At 72.1% G+C, this 25,583-nt stretch carries 21 protein-coding genes; 5 read left to right on the forward strand and 16 right to left on the reverse strand.

Going from position 1 to position 25,583, the window contains the following annotated elements:
* Window positions 1-276 precede the first annotated feature (276 nt).
* The 9 genes from ACIA8Q_RS29275 to ACIA8Q_RS29315 all read right to left on the reverse strand — a co-directional run bounded on the left by ACIA8Q_RS29275 (window position 277) and on the right by ACIA8Q_RS29315 (window position 10,763).
* The gene (locus ACIA8Q_RS29275) at window positions 277-1,800 is read right to left on the reverse strand and encodes a CoA-acylating methylmalonate-semialdehyde dehydrogenase (RefSeq protein ID WP_360217594.1); all 1,524 of its coding nucleotides are present in this window, start codon (window positions 1,798-1,800) and stop codon (window positions 277-279) included.
* Between the two features lie 232 nt (window positions 1,801-2,032).
* On the reverse strand, window positions 2,033-2,797 hold the full coding sequence (locus ACIA8Q_RS29280) for a nucleotidyl transferase AbiEii/AbiGii toxin family protein (RefSeq protein WP_387906081.1): 765 nt from the start codon (window positions 2,795-2,797) through the stop codon (window positions 2,033-2,035).
* 138 nt (window positions 2,798-2,935) lie between these two features.
* The gene (locus ACIA8Q_RS29285; RefSeq protein ID WP_360217600.1) at window positions 2,936-3,367 is read right to left on the reverse strand and encodes a hypothetical protein; all 432 of its coding nucleotides are present in this window, start codon (window positions 3,365-3,367) and stop codon (window positions 2,936-2,938) included.
* Between the two features lie 186 nt (window positions 3,368-3,553).
* Window positions 3,554-4,948, reverse strand: coding sequence for an NAD(P)/FAD-dependent oxidoreductase (locus ACIA8Q_RS29290; RefSeq protein ID WP_396317955.1), 1,395 nt, complete (start codon window positions 4,946-4,948; stop codon window positions 3,554-3,556).
* A 60-nt stretch (window positions 4,949-5,008) separates the two neighbouring features.
* Window positions 5,009-5,812, reverse strand: a complete 804-nt coding sequence (locus tag ACIA8Q_RS29295) for an ABC transporter permease (RefSeq protein ID WP_360217606.1) — start codon at window positions 5,810-5,812, stop codon at window positions 5,009-5,011.
* A complete protein-coding gene (locus ACIA8Q_RS29300) occupies window positions 5,812-6,756 on the reverse strand; it encodes an ABC transporter permease (protein ID WP_360217609.1) in 945 nt (314 codons plus the stop codon). The genes ACIA8Q_RS29295 and ACIA8Q_RS29300 overlap by 1 nt, the downstream gene beginning before the upstream one ends.
* Window positions 6,753-7,895: an ABC transporter ATP-binding protein gene (locus ACIA8Q_RS29305; protein WP_360217612.1), complete on the reverse strand. Its 1,143-nt coding sequence runs from the start codon at window positions 7,893-7,895 to the stop codon at window positions 6,753-6,755. The genes ACIA8Q_RS29300 and ACIA8Q_RS29305 overlap by 4 nt, the downstream gene beginning before the upstream one ends.
* 39 nt (window positions 7,896-7,934) lie before the next feature.
* The gene (locus tag ACIA8Q_RS29310; RefSeq protein WP_360217615.1) at window positions 7,935-9,185 is read right to left on the reverse strand and encodes a spermidine/putrescine ABC transporter substrate-binding protein; all 1,251 of its coding nucleotides are present in this window, start codon (window positions 9,183-9,185) and stop codon (window positions 7,935-7,937) included.
* Between the two features lie 66 nt (window positions 9,186-9,251).
* Window positions 9,252-10,763, reverse strand: coding sequence for a gamma-aminobutyraldehyde dehydrogenase (locus ACIA8Q_RS29315; RefSeq protein ID WP_396317956.1), 1,512 nt, complete (start codon window positions 10,761-10,763; stop codon window positions 9,252-9,254).
* A 352-nt stretch (window positions 10,764-11,115) separates the two neighbouring features.
* On the opposite strand from ACIA8Q_RS29315, the gene ACIA8Q_RS29320 reads away from it, so the two are divergent.
* Complete coding sequence (locus tag ACIA8Q_RS29320) at window positions 11,116-12,768, forward strand: PucR family transcriptional regulator ligand-binding domain-containing protein (RefSeq protein ID WP_360217621.1); 1,653 nt, start codon at window positions 11,116-11,118, stop codon at window positions 12,766-12,768.
* 10 nt (window positions 12,769-12,778) lie between these two features.
* Here ACIA8Q_RS29320 and ACIA8Q_RS29325 read toward each other — a convergent pair whose 3' ends face one another.
* The 3 genes from ACIA8Q_RS29325 to ACIA8Q_RS29335 form a co-directional block, all read right to left on the reverse strand.
* The gene (locus tag ACIA8Q_RS29325) at window positions 12,779-13,978 is read right to left on the reverse strand and encodes a spermidine/putrescine ABC transporter substrate-binding protein (RefSeq protein WP_360217624.1); all 1,200 of its coding nucleotides are present in this window, start codon (window positions 13,976-13,978) and stop codon (window positions 12,779-12,781) included.
* 71 nt (window positions 13,979-14,049) lie between these two features.
* Complete coding sequence (locus ACIA8Q_RS29330; RefSeq protein ID WP_360217627.1) at window positions 14,050-15,408, reverse strand: aspartate aminotransferase family protein; 1,359 nt, start codon at window positions 15,406-15,408, stop codon at window positions 14,050-14,052.
* Window positions 15,409-15,589: 181 nt separating this feature from the next.
* A complete protein-coding gene (locus tag ACIA8Q_RS29335; protein ID WP_360217630.1) occupies window positions 15,590-17,035 on the reverse strand; it encodes a gamma-aminobutyraldehyde dehydrogenase in 1,446 nt (481 codons plus the stop codon).
* Between the two features lie 300 nt (window positions 17,036-17,335).
* Between ACIA8Q_RS29335 and ACIA8Q_RS29340 the strand changes: the two genes are divergently transcribed.
* The 4 genes from ACIA8Q_RS29340 (at window position 17,336) to ACIA8Q_RS29355 (ending at window position 21,417) form a co-directional block, all read left to right on the forward strand.
* The gene (locus tag ACIA8Q_RS29340) at window positions 17,336-17,809 is read left to right on the forward strand and encodes an Lrp/AsnC family transcriptional regulator (RefSeq protein WP_030243538.1); all 474 of its coding nucleotides are present in this window, start codon (window positions 17,336-17,338) and stop codon (window positions 17,807-17,809) included.
* Window positions 17,806-19,200, forward strand: coding sequence for an aspartate aminotransferase family protein (locus ACIA8Q_RS29345; RefSeq protein ID WP_360217633.1), 1,395 nt, complete (start codon window positions 17,806-17,808; stop codon window positions 19,198-19,200). Before ACIA8Q_RS29340 ends, ACIA8Q_RS29345 begins: the two co-directional genes overlap by 4 nt.
* Before the next feature lie 276 nt (window positions 19,201-19,476).
* Entirely contained in the window at window positions 19,477-20,238 is a 762-nt protein-coding gene (locus ACIA8Q_RS29350) for an ATP-binding cassette domain-containing protein (RefSeq protein WP_360217636.1), read from the forward strand.
* A 27-nt stretch (window positions 20,239-20,265) separates the two neighbouring features.
* Window positions 20,266-21,417, forward strand: coding sequence for a hypothetical protein (locus ACIA8Q_RS29355; RefSeq protein ID WP_360217639.1), 1,152 nt, complete (start codon window positions 20,266-20,268; stop codon window positions 21,415-21,417).
* Here the strand turns inward: ACIA8Q_RS29355 and rlmN are convergent, their stop codons facing one another.
* The 4 genes from rlmN to pyrH all read right to left on the reverse strand — a co-directional run bounded on the left by rlmN (window position 21,418) and on the right by pyrH (window position 25,564).
* Window positions 21,418-22,518, reverse strand: a complete 1,101-nt coding sequence (rlmN, locus tag ACIA8Q_RS29360) for a 23S rRNA (adenine(2503)-C(2))-methyltransferase RlmN (protein ID WP_360217642.1) — start codon at window positions 22,516-22,518, stop codon at window positions 21,418-21,420.
* Window positions 22,519-22,650: 132 nt separating this feature from the next.
* Window positions 22,651-23,853 carry a phosphatidate cytidylyltransferase gene (locus ACIA8Q_RS29365; RefSeq protein ID WP_396317957.1) on the reverse strand — a complete coding sequence of 401 codons (1,203 nt, stop codon included), beginning with the start codon at window positions 23,851-23,853 and terminating at the stop codon, window positions 22,651-22,653.
* A gap of 290 nt (window positions 23,854-24,143) precedes the next feature.
* On the reverse strand, window positions 24,144-24,701 hold the full coding sequence (gene frr / locus ACIA8Q_RS29370) for a ribosome recycling factor (RefSeq protein ID WP_360217648.1): 558 nt from the start codon (window positions 24,699-24,701) through the stop codon (window positions 24,144-24,146).
* A 98-nt stretch (window positions 24,702-24,799) separates the two neighbouring features.
* Window positions 24,800-25,564 carry a UMP kinase gene (gene pyrH, locus ACIA8Q_RS29375; protein ID WP_030056790.1) on the reverse strand — a complete coding sequence of 255 codons (765 nt, stop codon included), beginning with the start codon at window positions 25,562-25,564 and terminating at the stop codon, window positions 24,800-24,802.
* Window positions 25,565-25,583: the final 19 nt, after the last annotated feature.

The following is a 25,583-nucleotide window of genomic DNA, read 5'->3' on the forward strand; positions in this document are numbered from 1 at the left end:
TCCCCGCTCCGAAAAGCGAATCCGACCGCAATCCGATAAAACGAGCACGCCGAATACGCACCGAGCCGCGACAAAGCGCGACCCAGCCCGAGCCGTGAAGTGGTGTTTCAGGGGATTGGCTGCCCCGGGACCGTCCGCGCCGATGCGTGTCCGGTGCTCCCTGCCAGGCAACTCGAAGAACTCTACGCGTCTTCGGGGCCGGATGCAAACGTCGCGCAAAGAGCCGGCCGGGCCCCGGGGAGAGGGGTCCGGCCGGCTCGATCGCGGGGCGGGGGCTCAGCTGTTGGTGGGGAAACCGAGGTTGATGCCGCCGTGCGAGGGGTCCAGCCAGCGCTGGGTGACGGCCTTGCCGCGGGTGAAGAACTGGACGCCGTCCGGGCCGTACGCGTGGGCGTCGCCGAACAGCGAGGCCTTCCAGCCGCCGAAGGAGTAGTAGGCGACGGGGACGGGGATCGGCACATTGATGCCGACCATCCCGACCTCCACCTCGAACTGGAAGCGCCGCGCGGCGCCGCCGTCGTTGGTGAAGAGGGCGGTGCCGTTGCCGTAGGGGTTGCTGTTGATCAGCGCCAGGCCCTCCTCGTAGGAGGAGACCCGCACGACCGAGAGGATCGGGCCGAAGATCTCGTCGTTGTAGACGGACATGCCCGGCTTCACGTGGTCGAACAGGGTGGGGCCGAGCCAGAAGCCGTCCGAGGTCGGGGCGCCGTTTGCGTCCTCGGCGGTGATCGGGTGCTTGCGGCCGTCGACGGCGAGCTCGGCGCCGTCGGCGAGGCCGGACTCGACGTAGGAGGTGACCTTGTCGCGGTGCTGGCCGGTGACCAGCGGCCCCATCTCGGAGTCGCCGTTGCAGCCCGGGCCGACCTTCAGGGTGGCGACGCGCTGCTTGATCTTGTCGACCAGCTCGTCGCCGATCGGGTCGACCGCGACCAGGACGGACACGGCCATGCAACGCTCGCCCGCCGCGCCGAAGCCGGCGTTGACGGCGGCGTCGGCCGCGAGGTCCAGGTCGGCGTCCGGCAGGACCAGCATGTGGTTCTTGGCGCCGCCCAGGGCCTGCACGCGCTTGCCGTAGCGGGTGCCGGTCTCGTAGACGTAGCGCGCGATCGGGGTGGAGCCGACGAAGCTGACGGACTTGATGTCCGGGTGCTCCAGCAGGCGGTCCACGGCGGTCTTGTCGCCGTGCACGACGTTGAAGACGCCGTCCGGCAGACCGGCCTCCTTCCACAGCCCGGCGAGGAAGTTCGCGGCGGACGGGTCCTTCTCCGAGGGCTTGAGCACGACGGTGTTGCCGGCCGCGATGGCGATCGGGAAGAACCACATCGGCACCATGGCCGGGAAGTTGAACGGCGAGATGACCGCGACCGGGCCGAGCGGCTGGCGGATCGAGTAGACGTCGATGCCGGTGGACGCCTGCTCGGTGAAGCCGCCCTTGAGGAGCTGCGGGATGCCGCAGGCGTACTCGACGACCTCCAGGCCGCGGGCGATCTCGCCCAGCGCGTCGGAGTGCACCTTGCCGTGCTCGGACACGATGATCGCGGCCAGCTCGTCGCGGCGGGCGTTCAGCAGCTCGCGGAAGGCGAAGAGCACCGTGCTGCGCCTGGCGACCGAGGCGGTGCGCCAGTCGGCGAAGGCCGCGGCCGCGGCGGCCACCGCCTGGTCGACCTCGGCGATGCCGGCGAAGTCGACCTGGCCGGAGACCTGGCCGGTGGCCGGGTCGAAGAGGTCGCCGCGGCGGGGCGCCGCGCCGGCGGTGGCGACCGGCTCGCCGTCGATCCAGTGAATGATGTGCTTGCTCAAGTCCGTCTGCCTCCGAAGTCCCGGGCGGCGTCCTGCCGCCGGTCCTGTCTGGCGCCGCCCGCGAGTGGGCCGGGCGACGGGTTCACGGGGCTACCGCGCTCTTCTCCCCAGTCTGGTCGCCGTCGTGCCAGGCCTCAACGAACAGGCTGACGGGGATCGCGGATTCAGCCTTACAGGTCGTCCGGTCGCTCGGCCGGACGGGTGAGTGCGTGCGGGTCCACCCCCGGACGGCTCAGGCTTCGCCGTCCTCCAGGTACGGGTCGTGCAGGCCGTCGGCGGCCTCCTGGGTCTCCAGCAGGTCGAGCCGCAGGTCCTGCGCCCAGGCCAGCGCCCACCGCTTCAGCCCGTCCACCGCCCCCGGTGCGACGCCCCGGGCCCGGAACCGGCCGTCCGCCGCCTCGGCCAGCGTCTCCAGCCGGTCGGCGAGCACGGCGGGCTGCAGGTCCGCGTCGAGTTCCCCGGCGAGGGCGAGGAGCTCGCCCTCCCGGTAGCAGGCGGTGAGGGCGTGCACGTCGACCAGGTCGCGCGGCATGCCCCGGTCGACCAGCAGGGCCGTGGCCAGCGCGGCCGCGTCCTCCAGGGCGACGACGGGCAGCAGCACGGACGGCTCGCCGGTCGGCGGCGCGGAGAGCTCGAGCCGGACCGGCCGGTGGCCGAGCGGCTCCTTGCGCAGCTCCACCGAGTGCGACCGCCCGCCGAGCGCGAGCCGCACGGTCAGCTGCTCCAGGCGCGGCGTGCCCGGCCGTTCGACGACCCCGCCACCGGCCGCGCGGTACGCCTCGGCCAGCGCGGCCGCAACCTCCGGGAGGTCGGCGTCGCCGGTGACCAGGGTGAGCCCGTCCTGCGGGCAGGCCGCGACGCCGTGGGCGCGCAGCGCGTGCCCGCCGGCCAGGGCCAGCCCGTACCGGTCACAGACGGGGGCGGCGGGCGCGGCGAGGCGCAGCTGGGCCGCGCCCGGTCGCAGGGGCGCGTCGACGGTGTCCGGCGCGGTGGTCACGCCTCCAGTCTGCCGCGATCGCCCGGGTCGCGCGCCACCGTCGGCCGCGGGAGCGCCCCACCGTGGGAGCACCCACCGCCGGAGCCACCTGCCATCCACCGCCCCGCCGTCCCGGGCCCCGGTGCCGGGGCGGCGGGGTCACCGGTCGCTGAGCCCGGCCGCGGCCTCGTGCAGCGCCAGCTCCAGCAGCACCGGGTCGTTGAGCCGACCGGACCCGTCCGGCGGGACCAGCCAGCGGACGCCGCCGCCGCTGCGCCCGGGGTGCGGGACGACGACCCAGGTGCCCTCCCCCGCACCCCGCACTCCGGTACCGACCCAGCGGGCGGCGGTGCCGACCGGCACCAGGAAGCTGACGTGCTCGTCCGCGAAGTCGGCGAGGACCGGGCCGCAGGAGCCGGTGTTCAGGATGTCCAGGGCGGGGTGCCCGAGTCGTCCGGGGACGGCGAGGACGTCCCAGCGGCGGCCGGCCGGCAACAGCATCAGTCCCAGTCCGGTGCGTTCCCACTGCGCCCGGAACGCCGCCGGGTCCGGTGTGGCCTGGGCGAGCCAGTGCAGTCCGGTGCTCTCCATGTCTGTCCCCGCTTCTTGCCGCTCGTCGGTGGTCAGGGCGCGGCGGGGGAACGAGACCCGCCGTCCACCAGGGAGAGGCGGACGGCGGGTCTCTCTTACACGTATCCGGCACCCCGGATCTACCGGCCCGGGCCGGCGGTCGGCGGCCGGCTCAGCGATCGCGGCTCAGCGGTCGCGACCGCCGGCTCAGCTGTCGAAGCCGAGCCCCAGCCGGTCGAGCGTGCGCAGCCAGAGGTTGCGGTGGCCGCCGTTGCGGTCGGCGCGCTCCAGCGACCGGGTGGTGATCTCGATCCCGGCCCAGCGGACCGGCTCGGGCGGGAAGGGCATCGGCTTGCTGCGGACCATGTCCAGCGAGGTGCGCTCGGTGCGCTCCCCGGAGAGCAGGTCGAGCATCACCTCGGCGCCGAAGCGGGTCGCGCCGACGCCGAGCCCGGTGTAGCCGGCCGCGTAGGCGACCTTGCCCCGGTAGGCGGTGTCGAAGAAGGCGGAGAAGCGGCTGCAGGTGTCGATGGCCCCGCCCCAGGCGTTGGTGAAGCGCAGCCCCTCCAGCTGCGGGAAGCAGCGGAAGAAGTGGGTGGCGAGGGTCCGGAAGGTCTCCGGCCGCTGGTCGTAGTCGTGCCGGACGTGGCCGCCGTAGTGGTAGACCGCGTCGTAGCCTCCCCAGAGGATCCGGTTGTCGGCGGAGAGCCGGAAGTAGTGGAACTTGTTGGCGCTGTCGCCGAGCCCCTGCCGGCCGCGCCAGCCGATCGCGGCGAGCTGCTCGTCGTTCAGCGGCTCGGTCATCAGCGCGTAGTCGTACACCGGGACGACGTACGGGCGGACGCGCTTGACCAGGGACGGGAAGACGTTGGTGCCGAGCGCCACGCGGCGGGCGAAGACCCGCCCGTACGGGGTGCGGACGGCGGTGCCGCTGCCGTACTCCCGCAGGTCGGTGGCCCGGGTGTGCTCGAAGATCCGCACGCCCTGGCCGAGGCAGGCCTCCTTGAGGCCCCAGGCGAGCTTGGCGGGGTGGACCATGGCCACGCCCTCCTTGTCCCAGAGGCCGCCGAGGAAGGTCGGCGAGTTCACCTCGGCGCGCAGCGCGTCGGCGTCCAGGACGGTGAGCTCGAAGCCGTAGCGGGTCACGGCCTCGGCGATCTCGTGGAGCTCCTCCAGCTGGTGGGGCTGGGTGGCGACGTCGATCTCGCCGGTGCGCTCCCATTCGGCGTCGATGCCGTAGCGCTTGAGGGTGGCCTCGATGCCGTCCAGGTTGGCGGCACCGAGGCGTTCCAGCTGGGCGAGTTCGGCGGGCCAGCGCTGCAGGCCGTTGCCGAAGCCGTGGGTGAGGCTGGCGGCGCAGAACCCGCCGTTGCGCCCGGACGCGGCCCACCCGACCTCGTTGCCCTCGACCAGCACGACGTCCAGCGAGGGGTCGCGTTCCTTGGCGATGAGGGCGGTCCAGAGGCCGGAGTAGCCGCCGCCGACGACCAGCAGGTCGCAGGTGGTGTCGCCGACCAGGGCGGGCAGTGCCGCCGGCCGGCCCGGGTCCTCCAGCCAGAAGGGGGTGGGCCTGGCGTCACTGAGCGCGCGGGCGGAGTCCATGCATTATCAGCCACTTTCTGTACTTGGGCGACGATGTGTTCGGCCACGGCCGACGGTACGTCAGGCGGTGGCCTTCCGGCGGTTGCCGAGCCACTGGCCGGCGACGGTCAGCGCCACGGCGGCGGCGAACATCGCGGTGCCGATGACGTTGACCTGCACCGGGATGCCGCGTTGCGACGCGCCCCAGACGAACATCGGGAAGGTGACCGTGGTCGGGCCCGAGTTGAACTGGGTGATGATGAAGTCGTCGAAGGAGAGCGCGAAGCTGAGCAGCGCTCCGGCGGCGATGCCGGGGGCGGCGAGCGGCAGGGTGACCCGCAGGAAGGTCTGGACGGGGGTGGCGTAGAGGTCCTGGGCGGCCTGTTCGAGCCTCGGGTCCATGCTCATCACGCGCGCCTTGACGGCCGTCACCACGAAGCTGAGGCAGAACATGATGTGCGCGATGAGGATGGTGGTGAAGCCGAACGGGATGCGCATGTTGAGGAAGAGCGTGCCCAGCGAGGCGGCCATGACCACCTCGGGCATGGCCATCGGCAGGAAGATCATCGCGGTGGTGGCGGAGCGGCCGCGGAAGCGGTGGCGGGCCAGTGCGAAGGCGACCATGGTGCCGAGGACGGTGGCGCCGATGGTGGCGAGCACCGCGATCTGCAGGCTGAGCGAGAGCGACTGGCACATGTCGGCCACGCCGCAGGGGTTGGTCCACGCGTCGGTGGAGAACTCGTTCCACTCGTAGTTGAACTTGCCGACCGGCTTGTTGAACGAGAAGGCCAGCACGACCAGGTTGGGCAGCACGAGGTAGGCGAGGGCCAGCAGGCCCGCCAGCACCACCAGGTGGGCACGGACCCACTTGACGATCCGGGACATCAGACCAGTTCCTCCGTCCCGGCCTTGCGCATGTAGACCGTCACCATGCCCAGGATCAGGGCCATCAGGATGAAGCTCAGCGCGGCGGCCGTGGGGTAGTCGAGTACGTTCAGGAACTGCTTCTGGATGCCGTTGCCGACCATCTGCTCGCTCGGCGAGCCCAGCAGCTGGGCGTTGATGTAGTCGCCGGAGGCCGGGATGAAGGTGAGCAGGGTGCCGGCGACGACGCCCGGGAGCGAGATCGGGAAGGTGACCTTGCGGAAGGTGGTGAACGGCCGGGCATAGAGGTCGCCGGCCGCCTCGTGCAGGCGGGGGTCGATCCGCTCCAGCGAGGTGTACAGCGGCAGGATCATGAACGGCAGGAAGTTGTAGGTCAGACCGCAGACCACGGCGAGCGGCGTGGCGAGCACCCGGTCGCCGGAGGTGAGGCCGATCGCGTTGGTCACGTCCAGGACGTGCAGGGTGTTGAGCGCGCCGACCACCGGACCGCCGTCGGACAGGATGGTCTTCCAGGCCAGCGTGCGGATCAGGAAGCTGGTGAAGAAGGGCGCGATCACCAGGATCAGGATGACGTTGCGCCAGCGCTTGCTCGCCTTGAAGGCGATCGTGTAGGCGAGCGGGTAGCCGACGGCCAGGCAGAGCACGGTGGCGATGGCCGCGTAGGAGAACGAGCGGACGAAGTGCCACTTGTACTCGACCAGGGCGTCCCAGTAGGTGGCGAGGTGCCAGGTGACCTTGAAGCCCTGCTCGAGCGAGCCGGTCTGCAGCGAGGTGGACGCCTGGTAGACCATCGGGACGGCGAAGAAGACGACCAGCCAGGCGATGCCGGGCAGCAGCAGCCAGTAGGGGGTGAGCCGGCGCCTGGCCCCGGGGGCCGCCGGGGCGGGCGCGCCGCCGTCCGGGGGCACGGCCTGCGGCGGTGCGGCCGCGGTGGTGGTGGTCATGCGGCCTCCTCCGCGGTGCCCGCGTCGATCGCCTGGGAGGCGTCCAGGGCGAAGGAGTGCGCCGGGTTCCAGTGCAGCAGGACGTCGGCGCCGGGGACGATCCGGGCGTCGCGCTCCATGTTCTGCTCGAAGACGGTGACCTCCTGGCCGCCGTCTGTGCGCACCACGTACTGGGTGGAGACGCCGATGAAGCTGGAGTCGAGGACGGTGCCGGCGAGCCGGTTGCGCCCGTCGGCGACCTCGGCGGAGGCGTGCACGATGGTGATCTTCTCCGGGCGGACGCCCAGGTGGACCTTCCGGGCGTCGGTGGCGCAGCGCGCCTTCGGGACGGCGAGGCGGGCGCCGGCCGCGGTGAGCAGCAGGTCGCCGCCGTCGGTGCCGGTGACCTCGGCGGGCAGCAGGTTCGACTGGCCGAGGAAGTTGGCCACGAAGGTGGTGGCGGGGTTCTCGTACAGCTCGGCGGGGGCGCCCAGCTGCTCGACCCGGCCGCCGTTCATCACCGCGATGGTGTCGGCCATGGTCATGGCCTCCTCCTGGTCGTGGGTGACGTGCACGAAGGTGATGCCGACCTCGGTCTGGATCCGCTTGAGCTCCAGCTGCATCTGGCGGCGGAGCTTGAGGTCGAGCGCGCCGAGCGGCTCGTCGAGGAGCAGCACCTGGGGGTGGTTGATCAGGGCGCGGGCGACGGCGACGCGCTGCTGCTGGCCGCCGGAGAGCTGGTGCGGCTTGCGCCGGGCGTACTGGCCGAGTTCGACCAGCTCCAGCATGTCGTCGACCTGCTTCCTGACCTCCTTCTTCCCGCGCCGGCGCAGGCCGAAGGCGACGTTCTCGAAGATGTCCAGGTGCGGGAAGAGCGCGTAGCTCTGGAAGACGGTGTTCACCGGCCGCTTGTACGGGGGCAGGGCAGTGACGTCCTGGCCGCCGATCAGGACGGTGCCGCTGGTGGGCTCCTCCAGCCCGGCGATCATGCGCAGGGTGGTGGTCTTGCCGCAGCCGGAGGCGCCGAGGAGGGCGAAGAAGGAGCCCTGGGGGACGGTGAGGTCGAGCGGGTGGACGGCGGTGAAGGAGCCGTAGGTCTTGCCTATGCCGGTGAGCCGGACGTCGCCGCCGGCGGCCGCGGCGCGCTGCTGGTCTGTCATGGGGGTGTCTTCCTGGTTTGTCTCTGCCGTGAGCGGGGGTCAGGCGCCGATGAGCTTGGAGAACTTCTCCTCGAAGTCGCTCTCCTCGGTCTCGGTGAGGGTGCGGAACACGTGCGCCTTGGCCGCCATCTCGGGGGTGGGTACGACCAGCGGGTTGGCCGCGATGTCCGGGGCGAGCGTGGCGAGCTCGTCCTTCATCCCGGTGACGGCGGAGACGAAGCCGATGCCCGCGACCAGCTGCGCCGCGATCTTCGGCTGATAGTAGAAGTCGATCAGCTTCTCCGCGTTCGCCTTGTGCTGCGCCCTGGCCGGGACCAGCATGTTGTCCGTCGAGGAGACGTAGCCCTTCTCCGGGATCACGAACTCGATGTCCGGGTTGTCCGCGCGCAGCTGGATCAGGTCACCGCCCCAGGCGACGCAGGCCGCGATGTCCCCGGAGGAGAGCTCCTGGCCGTAGTCGTTGCCGGTGAAGCGGCGGATCTGCTTGCTGTCCACGGCCTTCTGCAGCCGTGCGATCGCGGCGTCGTAGTCGTCGGCGGTGAACTTCGCCGGGTCCTTGCCCATGTCCAGCAGGACCATCCCGATGCTGTCGCGCATCTCGGAGAGGAAGGTCACCCGGCCCTTGAGGTCCGGGTCGTCCAGCAGCTGGGAGACGCTGGCGACCTCCTTGCCCTTGGTGGCCTTCCGGTTGTAGGCCACCACGACCTGGATCCCGGCCCACGGGTAGGAGTAGAGCCGGCCCGGGTCCCAGTCCGGTGCGCGGAAGCGGGAGTCGATGGTGGTGATCGCCGTGGTGACGTTCGCCTGGTCGAGCTTCTGCACCCAGCCGAGCCGGATCAGCCGGGCCGCCATCCAGTCGGTCAGCACCATCAGGTCGCGGCCGGTGTCCTGGCCGGCCGCGAGCTGCGGCTTGATCTTGCCGAAGAACTCGACGTTGTCGTTGACGTCCTCGTTGTACTTCACCTTGATGCCGGTGGCCGCGGTGAAGGCGTCCAGGGTGCCGTGCTTCTCCTTGTCCTTCTCGTCGGTGTCGACGTAGAGCGGCCAGTTGGAGAAGTTCACCTCCTTCTCGGTCTCCGAGAGGTCCTTCGCGGCGCCCGCCGCCGAGTCGCCGCCGGAGGTCTTGGCCGCCGGGATGCCGCAGGCGGCCAGCGTGCCCGCGCCCGCGGTCAGCGCGGCGGCCCGCAGCAGGGCTCGGCGGCCGATCGCCGCCCGGCCGCTGGTGAGACTGCGCTCCCAGGCCCTGCGGACCGGTTCGGGCAGACCGTCGGTGAGCTCGTTGAACGCCATGGAACGGGCCTCCTGGGGGTAAGAGGTCGGATCGGGGCGCCCGGGGGGAGGCGCCCCTGGCAGGGGTTATCTGTCTCCGAAGACGGTGCGGTGCCAGTCCTTGCGGGCGACCGCGGTGGTGTCGAACATGACGTGCTTGACCTGGGTGTACTCGTCCAGCGAGTACTGGGACATGTCCTTGCCGTAGCCGGAGGCCTTGTAGCCGCCGTGCGGCATCTCGCTGATGATCGGGATGTGGTCGTTGACCCAGACGCACCCGGCCGCGATCTCCCGGGTGGCGCGCAACGAGCGGTGCACGTTGCTCGTCCAGGCGGAGGCGGCCAGGCCGTACGGGGTGTCGTTGGCCAGCCGCAGGCCCTCGTCGTCGGAGTCGAACGGCAGGACCACCAGCACCGGGCCGAAGACCTCGCCCTGCACCACCTCGCTGTCCTGGGCGGCCCCGGTGACCAGGGTCGGCAGGTAGTAGGCGCCGCGGGTGAGGTCGCTGCCGTCGTGGCCCTTCTCCGGCGCGCGCCCGCCGGTGACGACGGTGGCGTAGGAGCGGGCCCGCTCGACGAAGCCGGCCACCCGGTCCCGGTGGGTGTACGAGACCAGCGGGCCGAGGTCGGTGCGCGGGTCGAGCGGGTCGCCGACCCGGATCGCGGCGTACAGCTCGGCCACCCCGGCCACGAAGGCGTCGTACAGCGGCCGCTGGACGTACGCCCGGGTGGCGGCGGTGCAGTCCTGGCCGCCGTTGATCAGCGAGGCGGCGACGGCGCCGTGCACGGCGGCGTCGAGGTCGGCGTCGTCGAAGACCACGAAGGGGGCCTTGCCGCCGAGCTCCAGGTGGGTGCGCTTGACGCCCGCGGTGGCGAGCTCGGCGACCCGCTTGCCGACCGGGGTGGAGCCGGTGAAGGAGACCATCGCGACGTCCGGGTGAGCGACCAGGTGCTCGCCCGCCGTGCGGCCGGCGCCGGTGACGACGTTGACCACGCCGTCCGGGATGCCCGCCGCGGTGCAGGCCCTGGCGAACATCAGCGAGGTCAGCGGGGTCAGCTCGGCCGGCTTGAGCACGATGGTGTTGCCCGCGGCGATCGCCGGCAGGATCTTCCAGGCGGCCATCTGCAGCGGGTAGTTCCACGGCGAGATCGAGCCGACCACGCCGATCGCCTCGCGCCGCACGTAGGAGGTGTGGTCGCCGGAGTACTCGCCGGCCGCCTTGCCCTCCAGGTTGCGGGCGGCCCCGGCGAAGAACGCGGTGTTGTCGATGGTGCCGGGGACGTCGAACTCGGTGGCCAGCTTGACCGGCTTGCCGGTCTGCGCGGTCTCCACCCGGGCGAGGTCCGCGCAGGCGTCGGTCAGGACGGCGGCGAGCCGGGTCAGCGCCTCGGACCGGGCGCCGGGGGTGGCGGAGGACCAGCCGGGCAGCGCCGCCCGTGCGGCGGCGACGGCCGCGTCGACGTCCGCGGTGTCGGCCAGCGCGACCTGCTCGACCACGCTGCCGTCCGCGGGGTTGACGACCTGGAAGGGCTCGCCACCCCCCTGGATCAGGCGGCCCGCGACGTACTGCGCGCCCGGGCCGAAGTCCGTCAGGTCCATCTGGTTCCTCCAAGTGCCGGTGGTTCGACGGCGGGCGGCGGAATCGCGCCTCCGCGGTGGGGGGATCCGCTCGTCGACCACCGGGTTGCGCGATCCTGGCAGCCCTGTCGACCCGACAAGGGATTCCACTGTTGCTGTCCGGTTAACGCGACGGATTCCGGCGTGGTGACTGTTTCTCGCCACGGCCGTCCGCTGACCATGCCCGTTGCCGCACCGGCGTGACAAGGGTCACTGCGACAACCTCGACCCGAAGGGCCTTACAGGGTGCAAGGGTGCACGGAGGGCGACAGGTCGTCGCCGCGATGGATGATTTACCTGACACTCTGGTCCCCCACGGCCCTGGAGGCCCGCGATGCTCCCCACCGTCGCCCGCGTGCTCGACCTGGAGGTGATGCGGCGCGGCCTCCCCCAGGTCGTGGCCGGCGCCGACCACCTGGAGCGGCCGGTCCGCTGGGTGCACGTGAGCGAGCTGCCCGACGTCGCCGGGATGCTCCGCGGCGGCGAGCTGGTGCTCACCACCGGGATCGCCCTGCCCGAGGACCGCGAGGGGCTGGCCCGCTACGTCCGCGAGCTGGACGAGGTGGGGGTGGCCGGCCTGGTCGTCGAGTTCGGCCGGCGCTACTTCGACTCGCTCCCCCGCGCCCTGGTGCACGCCGCCGAGCAGCGCGGTCTGCCGCTGGTCACGCTCCGCCGCGAGCTGCGCTTCGTCGCCGTGACCGAGGCCGTGCACGCACTGGTGGTCAACGCCCAGCTGGACCAGCTGCGCGCCTCCGAGGCCGTCCACCAGGTGTTCAACGAGCTGGTAGTGGAGGGCGCCGAGCCGCCCGAGGTGATCCGCCAGGTGGCCCGGATGGCGGGCGCGCCCGTCGTGCTGGAGAACCTGGCGCACCAGGTGCTCGCCCACGAGAGCGCCGGCCGCCCGGAGAACGAGCTGCTGGAGGACTGGGAGCGCCGCTCCCGCGGGGTCCGCCCGCCCGGCCGCACCGGCCACGACCCGCGCAGCGGCTGGCTGGTGACCACCGTCGGCGCCCGCGGCCAGGACTGGGGGCGGCTGGTGCTGGTGCAGGAGCCGGGCGCGCTTCCGGAGGGCGCGGCGCACCCGCACAGCATGCTGCTGGAGCGCGGGGCCTCCGCGCTGGCGCTCAACCGCCTGGTGGTGCGCGACCGGGAGAGCCTGGAGCGGCAGACCCACCGCACCCTGCTGTCCGGCATCCTCACCCACTCGCTGACCGTCTCCGAGGTCGCCCTGCGCGCCCAGGCCCTCGGCGTCCCGTTGGAGGGCCGGCGGCTGGTGGGGGTGGTGCTGCGCCAGCGGCGCGGGCCGATCCCGGCCGCGCTGGAGGCGCAGGCCCGGCTGCGCGACTTCACCGAGCTGGCCGCCGGCGCGGTGCGGGCCTGCCGGCTCCCGGCACTGGTGGGGGCGCTGGACGACGAGGGCGTCGGCGTGCTGATCGCGCTCGGCACCCAGCAGGACGAGCACGCCGCGCTGGACGCCTTCTCGGCGACGCTGCGCCGGATGTCGGCGGAGGCCGGGCGGGAGGGCGCCGCCGCTCCGGACCCGGTGGTCGCGGTGGGCTCCTCGGTCGGCTCCGTCCGGGACGCCCGTCGCACCCTGCTGGAGGCCACCCAGGTCTCCGAGGCGGCCCTGCACGACGCGCCCGGCGGCCGGACCGCCTCCTACTACCGGCTGCCGGACGTGCGGCTGCGCGGCCTGCTCCACCTGCTGCGCGACGACGCCCGGCTGCAGACCTACGTGGAGCGCGAGCTGGGCCCGCTGCTGGCCCACGACGCCGAGCACAACGGCCAGTTGGTGCAGATGCTGCGGATCTACCTGGAGCAGGGCCGGAACAAGTCCGCGGCGGCCGACGCCGCGCACCTGTCCCGGCCGTCCTTCTACGACCGCCTGCACAAGGTCGAACGGATCCTCGGCGTCGACCTCGACCAGGTGGAGTCCTGCCTCTCCCTGCACGTGGCGCTGCTCGCCCTGGACGCCGTCCGCCGCTGAGCCCCGGGGCTCACACCCCGGTGATGCGCCCCCAGACCTTGTGCAGCCCGGGCCGCTCGGCCGAGCCGACGTCGCGCATGGTGCGCAGCCGGGCGCGCATCTCGTCGGTCGGGAAGACCAGCGGGTTCTCGGCGATCTCGGCCTTCTCCTTGTCGCCGCTGGCCGCCAGCACCTCGCGGGCGGCCGGCACCGGGCAGATGTACTGGACGAACGCGGCGAGCTCGGCGGCCACCTCCGGCTGGTAGTAGTAGTCGATCAGCGCCTCTGCGTTGCGCTTGTGGGTGGCCCGGTTGGGGATCATCAGGCTCTCCGCCCACAGCTCGCCGCCCTCCTCCGGGACCACGAACTCGATGTCCGGGTTCTCTGCGGTGAGCTGGACGGCGTCGCCGGAGTAGGCCTGGCAGGCGAGCGCCGCGCCGGAGGCGAGGTCGCTGGTGTAGTCGTTGCCGGTGAAGCGGCGGACGTGGCCGGTGTCGACCATCTTCTGCACCAGGTCCATCGCCTTGTTCGCGTCGTCGTCGGTGAACGCGGCGATGTCGGCGCCCTGGGCGAGCATCAGCAGTCCGAGCGCCTCGTCGAGCCCGGCGAACAGCGTGACCCGGCCCTTGAGGTCGGGCGCCCACAGGTCGGCGGTGGACCTGATCTCCCGGCCGAGCGCCTTGCGGTTGTAGGCGATGCCGGTGATCCCGGACTGCCACGGCACGCTGCGCCGGCGCCCGGGGTCGAAGGCCGGGTTCGCGAGCTGCGGGTCCAGGTTGGCGGTGACGTTCGGCAGGTTGTCCCGGTCCATGGCCTGCACCCAGCCCAGCGAGACGTACCGCCCGGCCATCCAGTCGCTGATCACCATCAGGTCCCGGCCGGGGTCGGCGCCCTGGGTGAGCACCGGGCTGATCTTGCCGAAGAACTCGTCGTTGTCGTTGATGTCCTCGGTGTAGGTGACCTCGATGCCGGTCTTCTCTGCGAAGCCGTCCAGCGTCGGGCGACCGCCCTGCTCGTCGGTGTCGATGTACTGCGTCCAGTTGGAGAAGGTGAGCCGCTTCTCGCGGTCCGAGCGGTCCGGGGCCGAGCGGCGGTCCTCGGCGACGTACGCGGACGGGATGCCGCAGCCGGTGAGCGTGCCCGCGCCGAGCAGCGCGGCCCCGCCGAGCACCGAACGGCGGCGCAACGGGCGGGGGGCACGGGGGCGGATCGGGGTGGTGGTGCTGGGCATGGGTGGAGGCCTCCGGAGCATGGGACGGCCCCGGGCGCAGGCAACACACCCGGGGCCGTCCGAACGGTACGTCAGACAGTGTGCGCGTCGGTGAGCGACAGCACCTCGTCGAGCACCGCGAGGCCGGTCTTGGCCTCCTCCTCGGTGACGGTGCACGGCGGGACGACGTGGAAGCGGTTCATGTTGACGAACGGCCAGAGCCCGCGCTGCTTGCAGGCGGCGGCCAGCTCGGCCATCGGCGCGTTGGCGGCGCCGGCGGCGTTGTACGGGACCAGCGGCTCGCGGGTCTCGCGGTTCCGCACCAGGTCGAGCGCCCAGAACACGCCGAGGCCGCGGACCTCGCCGATCGAGGGGTGCCGCTCGGCCAGCTCGCGCAGGCCGGGGCCGAGCACGGTCTCGCCGATGTGCTTGGCGTTCTCGACGATGCCCTCCTCCGCCATGGCGTTGATGGTGGCGACGGCGGAGGCGCAGGCCAGCGGGTGGCCGGAGTAGGTGAGTCCGCCGGGGAACGGCCGCTCGGCGAAGGTGGCGGCGATCTCGGCGTTGATCGCCACGCCGCCGAGCGGGACGTAGCCGGAGTTGACGCCCTTGGCGAAGGTCAGCAGGTCGGGCACGACGCCCCAGTGGTCGGCGGCGAACCACTCGCCGGTGCGGCCGAAGCCGGCCATCACCTCGTCGAGGATGAACACGATGCCGTGGCGGTCGCAGATCTCCCGCACCCCGGCCAGGTAGCCGGCCGGCGGGATCAGGATGCCGGCGGTGCCGACCACGGTCTCCAGGATGATCGCCGCGACGGTGCCGGGCCCCTCGAACGCGACCACCTGCTCGAGGTGCTGCAGCGCGCGCTCGCACTCCTGCGCCTCGTTCTCGGCGTGGAAGTTGGAGCGGTAGGCGTACGGGCCCCAGAAGTGCACCGTGCCGGAGACGCCGGTCTCGTTGGCCCAGCGGCGCGGGTCGCCGGTGAGGGCGATCGCGTTGGCGGTGGCGCCGTGGTACGAGCGGTAGGCGGACATCACCTTCTGCCGACCGGTGTGCAGCCGGGCGAGCCGGACGGCGTTCTCGACGGCCTCGGCGCCACCGTTGGTGAAGAAGATCTTGTCGAGGTCGCCGGGGGTGCGCTCGGCGATCAGCCGGGCGGCCTCGCTGCGCGACTCGACGGCGAAGCCGGGGGCGATGGTGCAGAGCTTCGCCGCCTGCTCCTGGATGGCCGCGACCACCTTCGGGTGCTGGTGGCCGATGTTGGTGTTGACCAGCTGGGACGAGAAGTCGAGGTAGCGGTTCCCGTCGTAGTCCCAGAAGTACGAGCCCTCGGCGCCGGCCACCGCGAGGGGGTCGATCAGCGCCTGGGCGGACCACGAGTGGAAGACGTGCGCGCGGTCGGCGGCCTTGACTGCCTGGCCGGCGGCTGAGTCAGCGGTGGGGATGCTCATGCCGGTAAGGCTAGGGAGTCCCGCCCGCGAAATGCAGTTTCATCTTGTCAGTCGGTCACCCGAACGGCCGACAGGGTGCAAAGACACCGGGCCCGGGTCGAAAAGACCCGGGCCCGTCGTCAGTTCGTACGACCGGACCCCCGCCGCTGGGCGGTCCCGCCGCGGCGACGGCCGTGAACCACTAGATCGCGGTCATCACGTGCTTCACGCGGGTGTAGTCCTCGAAGCCGTAGGAGGAGAGGTCCTTGCCGTAGCCGGACTTCTTGAAGCCGCCGTGCGGCATCTCGGCGACCAGCGGGATGTGGGTGTTGATCCAGACGCAGCCGAAGTCCAGGCGGCGGGACATCCGCATGGCGCGGGCGTGGTCCTTGGTCCACACCGAGGAGGCCAGCGCGAACTCGACGCCGTTGGCGTAGTCGACGGCCTGGTCCTCGTCGGTGAACTTCTGCACGGTGATGACCGGGCCGAAGACCTCGTTCTGGATGATCTCGTCGTCCTGCTGCAGACCGGAGACGACGGTCGGGGCGTAGAAGTAGCCCTTCTCGCCGACCTGGTGGCCACCGGCCTCGACCTTGGCGTGGGCGGGCAGCCGCTCGATGAAGCCGGCCACCTGCTTCAGCTGGTTGGCGTTGTTCAGCGGGCCGTAGAGCACGTCCTCGTCGTCCACGCCACCGGTCTTGGTCTCGGCCGCGGCCTTGGCCAGCGCCTCGACGAAGGCGTCGTGGATCGACTCGTGCACCAGCACGCGGGTGGCGGCGGTGCAGTCCTGGCCGGCGTTGAAGAAGCCCGCCACCGAGATGCCCTCGACGGCCTCGGCGATGTCGGCGTCCTCGAAGACCACGACCGGGGCCTTGCCGCCCAGCTCCAGGTGGACGCGCTTGACGTCCTTGGAGGCGGACTCGGCGACCTGGATGCCGGCCCGGACCGAACCGGTGATGGAGGCCATCGCCGGGGTGCGGTGCTCGACCATCAGCTTGCCGCTCTCGCGGTCGCCGCAGATCACGTTGAAGACGCCGGCCGGCAGCTCCAGCTCCTTGAGCACGCCGCCGATGATCTCGGCCAGCAGCACGGTGGAGGCCGGGGTGGTGTCCGAGGGCTTCAGGACGACGGTGTTGCCGGCGGCGATGGCCGGGGCGAACTTCCAGACGGCCATCATCATCGGGTAGTTCCACGGCGCGACCTGGGCACAGACGCCGACCGGCTCGCGGCGGATGATCGAGGTCATCCCGTCCATGTACTCGCCCGCGGCCTTGCCCTCCAGCAGGCGGGCCGCGCCGGCGAAGAAGCGGATCTGGTCCACCATCGGGCCGATCTCCTCGGAGAGGGTCAGCGCGCGGGGCTTGCCGGTGTTGCGCACCTCGGCGTCGACGACCTCGTCGGCGCGGGCCTCGACCGCGTCAGCGATCTTCAGCAGCAGCTTCTGGCGGGTGCTCGGGGTGGCGTCGCGCCAGGCCGGGAAGGCGGCGGCGGCGGAGGCCATCGCCGCGTCCACGTCGGAGGCGCCGGACAGCGGGGACGTCGCGTAGACCTCGCCGGTGGTGGGGTCGACGATGTCGAGCGTACGGCCGTCCGCCGCATCGACGAACTCACCGTTGATGTAGTTGCGCAGCGTGCGAAGGTCGCTCACGGGGTCTCTCCTCGGTCTGGGCCTGCGGCGTTGCAGATTCCGGCGCCATGGTACGTCGGCGGGACCTGCGTACGAAGGGTGCCGAGTGGCCGGGCCCTGGGCGGCGCGGTCCACTGGTTGGGGGAACGCGCGCTGCGCTGCGGAGCCGCGCGCGTACCGTGCCAGGGTAGCCGTACGACTGCTGTTATCGACAGGCCGGGCGCATGTAGGCGATGAAATCCGCATGCGTTTTCCAAGATCACGACGAAATCAGCAGTTTCCGCGCTTGCGAACAAGGGAACGATCAGGCACAGTGGCGGCGTGGCCAACCGCGACCGGAACGCGAGCGTTCCCCTCGACGCCGCCTCCAAGGCGATCATCGAGCAGCTCCAGGAGGACGGACGCCGCCCGTACGCCGCCATCGGCAAGGCCGTGGGCCTGTCCGAGGCGGCCGTGCGTCAGCGCGTCCAGAAGCTGCTCGACCAGGGCGTGATGCAGATCGTCGCCGTCACGGACCCGCTCACAGTCGGCTTCACCCGCCAGGCGATGGTCGGGATCCGGGTCGAGGGTGACATCGAGCCCGTCGCCGACGCGCTGGCCGCCCTCGACGAGGTCGACTACGTCGTCTGCACCGCAGGCTCGTTCGACCTCCTGGCCGAACTGGTCTGCGAGGACGACGAGCACCTGCTCGAACTGATCAACAAGCGCATCCGCGCGCTTCCCGGCGTGCGGAGCACCGAGAGCTTCGTGTACCTGAAGCTCCGGAAACAGACCTACACCTGGGGCACCCGATGACAGCCGACCCGGCGCAGAAGGACCTTTCCAAGACCGCCTACGACCACCTGTGGATGCACTTCACCCGCATGTCGTCGTACGAGAACTCCCCCGTACCGACGATCGTCAAGGGCGAAGGCACCTACGTCTGGGACGACAAGGGCCGCAAGTACCTCGACGGCCTCGCCGGCCTGTTCGTCGTCCAGGCCGGCCACGGCCGCGAGGAGCTCGCCGAGGCCGCCGCCAAGCAGGCCAAGGAGCTCGCCTTCTTCCCGGTGTGGAGTTACGCCCACCCGAAGGCCGTCGAGCTGGCCGAGCGCCTGGCCAACTACGCCCCGGGCGACCTGAACAAGGTCTTCTTCTCCACCGGTGGCGGCGAAGCCGTCGAGACCGCCTGGAAGCTCGCCAAGCAGTACTTCAAGCTGACCGGCAAGCCGACCAAGTACAAGGTCATCTCGCGCGCCGTCGCCTACCACGGCACCCCCCAGGGCGCCCTGTCCATCACCGGCCTGCCGGGCCTGAAGGCCCCGTTCGAGCCGCTGGTGCCGGGCACCCACAAGGCCCCGAACACCAACATCTACCGCGCCCCGGCCTTCCTCGCCGGCCCCGACGGCACGGTCGACCCCGAGGCCTACGGCCGCTGGTGCGCCGACGAGATCGAGGTGGCCATCCTCAACGAGGGCGCCGAGACCGTCGCCGCCGTCTTCGTCGAGCCGGTGCAGAACGCCGGTGGCTGCTTCCCGCCGCCGCCCGGGTACTTCCAGCGCCTGCGCGAGATCTGCGACCGCCACGACGTGCTGCTCGTCTCGGACGAGGTCATCTGCGCCTTCGGCCGCCTGGGCACCATGTTCGGCGCCGACAAGTTCGGCTACCAGCCCGACATGATCACCTGCGCCAAGGGCATGACCTCGGGCTACTCCCCGATCGGCGCCACGATCATCTCGGACCGCATCGCCGAGCCGTTCTACAAGGGCGACAACACCTTCCTGCACGGCTACACCTTCGGCGGCCACCCGGTCTCCTCCGCCGTGGCGCTGGCCAACCTCGACATCTTCGAGCGCGAGGGCCTGAACCAGCACGTCCTCGACAACGAGGCCGCCTTCCTGGGCACCCTGAACAAGCTGCGCGACCTGCCGATCGTCGGCGACGTCCGCGGCAACGGGTACTTCTACGGCATCGAGCTCGTGAAGGACAAGGTCACCAAGGAGTCGTTCAACGACGACGAGGTCGAGCGCGTCCTCTACGGCTTCCTGTCGAAGGCCCTCTTCGACAACGGCCTGTACTGCCGCGCCGACGACCGTGGCGACCCGGTCGTCCAGCTGGCCCCGCCGCTGATCTCCGACCAGTCGACCTTCGACGAGATCGAGCAGATCCTGCGGACCAGCCTGACCGACGCGTGGGCGAAGATCTGACCGGCTGAGCCAACCTTCCCCACCCTCCGCCGCAGGGCGGTCCCTCCCCGGGACCGCCCTGCGGTGTTTCCGCAGCCGCCCCGCGGCGCGCCGGGGGCGTCTGGGTCTCCGGACCTCCGGACCTCCGGGCCGACTTTCCGCCACCAGGCGGCGAACAAACATGCCTGATTGCGGGTGATTTGCCCGCGATGGACCAGAGCGCCGCAACCGCACGAGGTCCCGGTCGTTCTAATCTGACGACTGTCATATCCCTGCAGCCACCCAGGATGGAACCTCATGTCAGCGGCACCGCCTGACAACGACGTGCTGTGGGCCCGGGGGATCGTCAAGTCCCATCACGGCACCCCCGCCCTGCGCGGCATCTCGATCGGCGTGCGCGAGGGGGAGGTGCTCGCCGTCACCGGCCCCCGCGGCTCCGGGAAGAGCACCCTGCTCGGCTGCCTCTCCGCGCTCCTCCCGGTCGACGACGGCGAGGTCTGGTTCAACAGCGCCCCCGTCCACACCCTCGGCCGGGCCGGCCGCGAACGGCTGCGCCGCGACCGCTTCGGCTTCGTCGGCTCCGAACCGCACCTGGTGCCCGAGCTGACCGCCCGGGAGAACGTCGCCCTGCCCCTGCTGCTCGCCGGAGCCGGCAACAAGGCCGCCTACACCGCCGCCGACGAGTGGCTGGAGCGCCTCGACGTCGGCGAGATCGGCCGCCGGCGACCCGACCTGCTGCTCCAGAGCCAGCGCCAGCGGATCGCCGTCGCCCGCGCCCTCGCCCCGCTGCCGACGGTCGTCTTCGCCGACGACCCCACCGCCCCGCTGCACCGCGAGGCCGCCGACCAGGTCCTGCGGATACTGACCAGCGCGGCCCGCTCGCACCAGCTCACCCTCGTCCTGGCCACCCACGACCCCGAGCTCGTCCGGTTCGCGGACCGCGCCGTCGCCCTCGTCGACGGACGGCTCACCGCCCCCGCCGCGCCCGTCCCGCGCGGCACCACCGGCAGCGCCCCGGGCGCGGCCGGTGCGTCCGCCGTCTCGGCCACCCGCCGCTGACGACGCCGAGCCGCTGAAAGAGTCGACGTGTTCTATCTCCGTCTGGCCCGGGGCTACCGGGCGCCCGACCTCGGCCGCTGGCTGCTCACCGCGCTCGCCGCCGGCCTGGTCGCCGCCTTCCTGTTGCGCTCCCTCGGCCGGGCGATGAGCGACCCGGACGGCGGCACCGACGCGCTGGCCCGCCTGCTCTGGTGCCTGCCCCCGCTCGCCGCCGTCGGCTGGTTCGCCGCCGTCGCCGCCCGCGCGGTGCCCGCCCGGCGGCCCGAACGGATCACCGGCCTGCGGACCGCCGGGGCCGGGTCCGGACGGATCCGCGCCCTGATCGCCGGCGAGGTCGCGCTCGCCTGCACCCTCGGCAGCGTGCTCACCCTGCTGCTCTTCCTGGTGCTGCGCAACGACATCGCCGGGCCGTCGCTCGCCCCCGACCTGGGCATGGGCGTACCGCTGCCCGCCGCGGCGCCCGTCACCCTGCTCGCCCTGGTGCCGCTCACCGCCGGCATCGCCGCCGCCTGCGCCGTCCCGCTCGACGAGACCCTGCCCGGCCGCCGGACCGGCCCCCGCACCGGCTTCGGCGCGCTGCGGATCGCCCTGCCGATCGGCCTGGCCGTGATCGGCCTCGCCCTCGAACTCATCGCGCTGCGGCCCGGCGCCGCCGCCGACGGCCGGCCGATCCACCTGCCCGCCGGGCTCGGCACCACCAGCACCGCCGCGCTCGGCGGCTGGGCCGCCAGCGCCCTCGGCCTCGCCCTGCTCACCGGCCCGCTGCTGTCCTGGACCGGCCGGCTGCTCGCCGCCGGCCGCCCCACCCCGCTGCGGCTGCTGGCCGGCCGCGGGCTCACCGCCCAGGCCCGCCGGCTCGGCCCGCCGCTGGCCGTGCTCACCCTCGCGCTCGCGCTGGTGCTCACCACCATCCGCTACTGGATCGGCACGCCCGGGAGCGCCGACGCGCTGCCCGCCGTCGAGGCCTGCCTGGTGCTCGGCTGCGCGGGCGCCGCGGTGGCCGCCCGGCTGGCCGAGGTCCGCACCGACCGCCGGGACGTCACCGACGCGCTGCTGCGCCTCGGCACCCCGCCCCGGCTGCTGTTCGGCGCGATCGCGCTGCGCACGCTGGCGGTGGGCACCACCCTGCTGGTGACCGGCGGGGCGACCGCCGCACTGGCGGCCGCCGGCCTGCGCTAGCTATCCGGCCGCGGCGAGCTGGCCGCAGGCGCCGTCGATCTCCTGGCCGCGGGTGTCCCGGACGGTCGTCGGCACGCCGTGCGACTGGAGCCGGCGGACGAACTCGCGCTCGTCCTCGGGCCGGGAGGCGGTCCACTTGGAGCCCGGGGTCGGGTTCAGCGGGATCAGGTTCACGTGCACCCGGTGGTTGCGGATCAGCCGGCCGAGCAGGTCCGCCCGCCACGCCTGGTCGTTGATGTCCTTGATCAGCGCGTACTCGATGGAGATCCGGCGGCCCGACTTCTCCGCGTAGTTCCACGCCGCGTCCAGCACCTCGGCGACCTTCCACCGGGTGTTCACCGGCACCAGCTCGTCGCGCAGCTCGTCGTCCGGGGCGTGCAGCGACAGCGCCAGGCGGCAGCTCAGGCCCTCGTCGGCGAGCCGGTTCATCGCCGGGACGAGGCCGACGGTGGACACCGTGATGCCCCGCTGGGACAGGCCGAAGCCGTCCGGCGCCGGGTCGGTCAGCCGACGGATCGCGGCCAGCACCCGGTTGTAGTTGGCCAGCGGCTCGCCCATGCCCATGAAGACCACGTTGGACAGCCGCGCCTCCCCGCCGGGGATCTCGCCGTCCTTGAGCGCGCGCATCCCGGCGGCGATCTGCTCGACGATCTCGGCGGTGGACAGGTTGCGGGTCAGCCCGGCCTGGCCGGTCGCGCAGAACGGGCAGTTCATGCCGCAGCCGGCCTGCGAGCTGATGCACATGGTGACGCGGTCCGGGTAGCGCATCAGCACCGACTCGACGAGGGTGCCGTCGAAGAGCTTCCAGAGCGTCTTGCGGGTGGTGTCGTCGTCGCACGAGACGTGCCGGACCACCGACATCAGCTCGGGCAGCAGGCTCTCGGTGAGCTTCTCCCGGCTGGCGGCGGGGATGTCCGTCCAGCTCGCCGGGTCGTTCGACATCCGGCCGAAGTAGTGGTTGGAGAGCTGCTTGGCGCGGAACGGCTGCTCGCCCAGCTCGGCGACGGCCTCCTTGCGCTCGGCGGGGCTCAGATCGGCGAGGTGTCGCGGGGGCTTGGCGCCGCGCGGCGCGACAAACGTGAGTTCTCCGGGCTTAGGCATGGTTGTTCCAGTGTCGCAGACGCCCGGAGCGGGCCGGACACGGCGAAGGGGCCCCGGAAGTCCGGAGCCCCTTCGCACGGTCGGCGCGGCCGGGTCCTGCCCGGCGGATCCCGCCGGACGGGTCCCCTGGCCCTAGCTGCCGACGAAGGCCGCCAGCAGCAGCCAGACCACCGGCGCGGTCGGCAGGAGGGAGTCCAGCCGGTCCATGATGCCGCCGTGGCCCGGCAGCAGCGTGCCCATGTCCTTGATCCCGAGGTCGCGCTTGATCATCGACTCGCCCAGGTCGCCCAGGGTCGCGGTGACCGCCGCGCAGCCGCCCAGGATCAGGCCCTGCCACCAGCTGCCGCCGTCGATGATCAGCTGCATCAGCAGCGCACCGGCCAGCATCGACAGGCCGATGCCGCCAGCCAGGCCCTCGCGGGTCTTGCCGGGGCTGATCGTCGGGGCCAGCTTGTGCTTGCCGAACTTGTAGCCCACGGCGTAGGCACCGGTGTCGCTGCAGATCGTGACGATCAGGAACAGCACGATCCGCTGCGGACCGTCGTCGGCCGCGAGCATCATCGCCACGAACGTCGCCAGGAACGGCACGTAGAAGGCGGTGAACACGCCGGCCGTTATGTCCCGCAGGTAGTTCTCCGGCGGCTCCGCCATCCGCCAGACCATCACCGCGAGCCCGGTCAGCGCCAGCGAGGCCGCCGCCCACTGGACGCCCGCCCAGTAGCCGGTGGCGATCATCGCGATGCCGCCCGCGACCAGCGGGACCAGCGGCGCCTTGATCTGCTTGCGCTCGGCCAGCCGGCTGGTCAGCTCCCAGACGCCGACCGACGCCGCGGCCATCACGACGACCAGGAACAGCGCCTTCACCACGAACAGCGAGGCGATGATCACCGCGCCGAGGCCGACGCCCACGCCTATCGCGGCCTGGAGGTTACGGCCACCGCGCTGCTTGCGCGGCTGCGACGGCGGCGGGGCGGGCTGGGCGGCCACGGGAGTCTCCTGCCCTGGATGGGACGACGGCACGAAGGGGGGCTGCCCGGCCGCCGGGTGGCCCGGCGGCGGCGCGGGGTGCGCCGGAGCCCCCGGGTGCGGCGGGAGGCCGTGGCCGGGAGCGGGGGCGGCGTCACCGGCCACGGCGCGCAGCACGACCGTCTCCGTCACGCCCGGCACCGCCGGCCCGGCGGGCTCGTCCCGGAACAGCGGGCCGCTCAGCCGGCCGGCCTCCCGGGCCGGGCCGGCCGCGGGGTCGCCCGGTCGGCCGGGCGCCGGTGGGAGGTCCTGGCCGCCCTGACCCGGCGCACCGGGGAGCGGACCGGGATCGGCCGGTACGGGAGGCATGACCCGAGTCTCCTCCGCGTCGCCGCCCCAGTACACCGGAGGCTGCTGCGAGTGATCCGAACGGAGGCCGGGATCACCTGGGGCGGCACCGGGCGCGCCGGGGTGGGCGGCCTCGCCGCCCGGGTGACCGGGGAGCCCCTGGAACGGCGGCGCCGGGGGCCCGCCGTGTCCCGGCGCCGGGTGCGGCTGCTGCAGGTGGGCCTGCGGCTGCGGCTGCGGCGCCGGGCGGTACGGCTGGAACTGCTGGTCGGACGGGCCCCAGTAGCCAGGGGCGTCAGGGGCGTCGTTCATCAGACCTCGAGCAGCTCGGCTTCCTTGTGCTTCAGCAGCTCGTCGACGGCGGCCACGTACTTGGCCGTGGTGTCGTCGAGCTCCTTCTCGGCGCGGCGGCCGTCGTCCTCGCCGACCTCGCCGTCCTTGACCAGCTTGTCGATCGCGTCCTTGGCCTTGCGGCGCACGGCGCGGATCGAGACCTTGGCGTCCTCGCCCTTGCCGCGGGCGACCTTGATGAACTCCCGGCGGCGCTCCTCGGTCAGCTCGGGAAGCACCACCCGGATGATGGAACCGTCGTTGGACGGGTTGACGCCCAGGTCGGAGTCGCGGATCGCCTGCTCGATGGCCTTCAGCGCGGTCTTGTCGAACGGCGACACGACGGCCATGCGCGGCTCCGGCACCGAGAACGAGGCCAGCTGGTTGATCGGCGTCACGGCGCCGTAGTACTCGGCCGCGATCTTGGCGAACATCGCCGGGTGGGCACGGCCGGTGCGGATGGCGGCGAAGTCGTCCTTGGCGACGGCGACGGCCTTCTCCATCTTCTCCTCGGCCTCGAGGAGGGTCTCTTCGATCACTGTGGTCTCCCTGTCCGGTTCATCTGCGGTTGTCCCGACCGGTGTCGGCGTCGAGGCCGGTCACGGCGACGGCGCCGCCCCGTACTGCTGGTTGCTGCTCAGGCCCGGACGGAATCCTGGCTGATGAGTGTGCCGATCTTCTCACTCTTCACCGCACGCGCGATATTGCCCTCCGCCAGCAGCTCGAAGACCAGCATCGGCAGGTTGTTGTCCTTGCACAGCGTGATCGCGGTGAGGTCGGCCACCTTGAGGTCGCGCGCGATGACCTCGGAGTACTCCAGAGCGTCGAACTTCACCGCGTCCGGGTTGGTCCGGGGGTCGGAGTCGTAGACGCCGTCCACACCGTTCTTGCCCATCAGCAGGACGTCGGCGTGGATCTCCAGCGCACGCTGCACGGCCGTGGTGTCGGTCGAGAAGTACGGCATGCCCATACCCGCGCCGAAGATCACCACGCGGCCCTTCTCCAGGTGCCGGACGGCCCGCAGCGGCAGGTACGGCTCGGCGACCTGGCCCATCGTGATCGCGGTCTGGACCCGGGTCTCGATGCCCTCCTTGACCAGGAAGTCCTGCAGCGCCAGGCAGTTCATCACGGTGCCGAGCATGCCCATGTAGTCCGAGCGCGCCCGGTCCATGCCGCGCACCTGGAGCTCGGCGCCCCGGAAGAAGTTGCCGCCGCCGATGACCACCGCGACCTCGGTACCGGCGCGGACGACGGTGGCGATCTCCCGGGCGATCGCGTGCACGACGTCCGGGTCGACGCCGAGTCCGCCACCACCGGCGAAGGCTTCACCGGACAGCTTGAGCAGCACCCGGCGGCGCGAGCCGGCCTTGGGGTCCTGCGCGGTCTCCTGCGTCTCCTGCATGGACTTCTCCTTTTTGCAC

Source organism: Kitasatospora sp. NPDC051705, from assembly GCF_044453265.1.
GTDB lineage: Bacteria > Actinomycetota > Actinomycetes > Streptomycetales > Streptomycetaceae > Kitasatospora.

Coding starts and splice junctions, on each gene's coding strand:
- ACIA8Q_RS29285 (WP_360217600.1), bottom strand. CDS start 3,367: ATGGAGAGCACCGGACTGCACTGGCTCGCCCAGGCCACACCGGACCCG.
- ACIA8Q_RS29290 (WP_396317955.1), bottom strand. CDS start 4,948: ATGGACTCCGCCCGCGCGCTCAGTGACGCCAGGCCCACCCCCTTCTGG.
- ACIA8Q_RS29295 (WP_360217606.1), bottom strand. CDS start 5,812: ATGTCCCGGATCGTCAAGTGGGTCCGTGCCCACCTGGTGGTGCTGGCG.
- ACIA8Q_RS29300 (WP_360217609.1), bottom strand. CDS start 6,756: ATGACCACCACCACCGCGGCCGCACCGCCGCAGGCCGTGCCCCCGGAC.
- ACIA8Q_RS29305 (WP_360217612.1), bottom strand. CDS start 7,895: ATGACAGACCAGCAGCGCGCCGCGGCCGCCGGCGGCGACGTCCGGCTC.
- ACIA8Q_RS29310 (WP_360217615.1), bottom strand. CDS start 9,185: ATGGCGTTCAACGAGCTCACCGACGGTCTGCCCGAACCGGTCCGCAGG.
- ACIA8Q_RS29315 (WP_396317956.1), bottom strand. CDS start 10,763: ATGGACCTGACGGACTTCGGCCCGGGCGCGCAGTACGTCGCGGGCCGC.
- ACIA8Q_RS29320 (WP_360217621.1), top strand. CDS start 11,116: ATGCTCCCCACCGTCGCCCGCGTGCTCGACCTGGAGGTGATGCGGCGC.
- ACIA8Q_RS29325 (WP_360217624.1), bottom strand. CDS start 13,978: ATGCCCAGCACCACCACCCCGATCCGCCCCCGTGCCCCCCGCCCGTTG.
- ACIA8Q_RS29330 (WP_360217627.1), bottom strand. CDS start 15,408: ATGAGCATCCCCACCGCTGACTCAGCCGCCGGCCAGGCAGTCAAGGCC.
- ACIA8Q_RS29345 (WP_360217633.1), top strand. CDS start 17,806: ATGACAGCCGACCCGGCGCAGAAGGACCTTTCCAAGACCGCCTACGAC.
- ACIA8Q_RS29350 (WP_360217636.1), top strand. CDS start 19,477: ATGTCAGCGGCACCGCCTGACAACGACGTGCTGTGGGCCCGGGGGATC.
- rlmN (WP_360217642.1), bottom strand. CDS start 22,518: ATGCCTAAGCCCGGAGAACTCACGTTTGTCGCGCCGCGCGGCGCCAAG.
- ACIA8Q_RS29365 (WP_396317957.1), bottom strand. CDS start 23,853: ATGCCTCCCGTACCGGCCGATCCCGGTCCGCTCCCCGGTGCGCCGGGT.
- pyrH (WP_030056790.1), bottom strand. CDS start 25,564: ATGCAGGAGACGCAGGAGACCGCGCAGGACCCCAAGGCCGGCTCGCGC.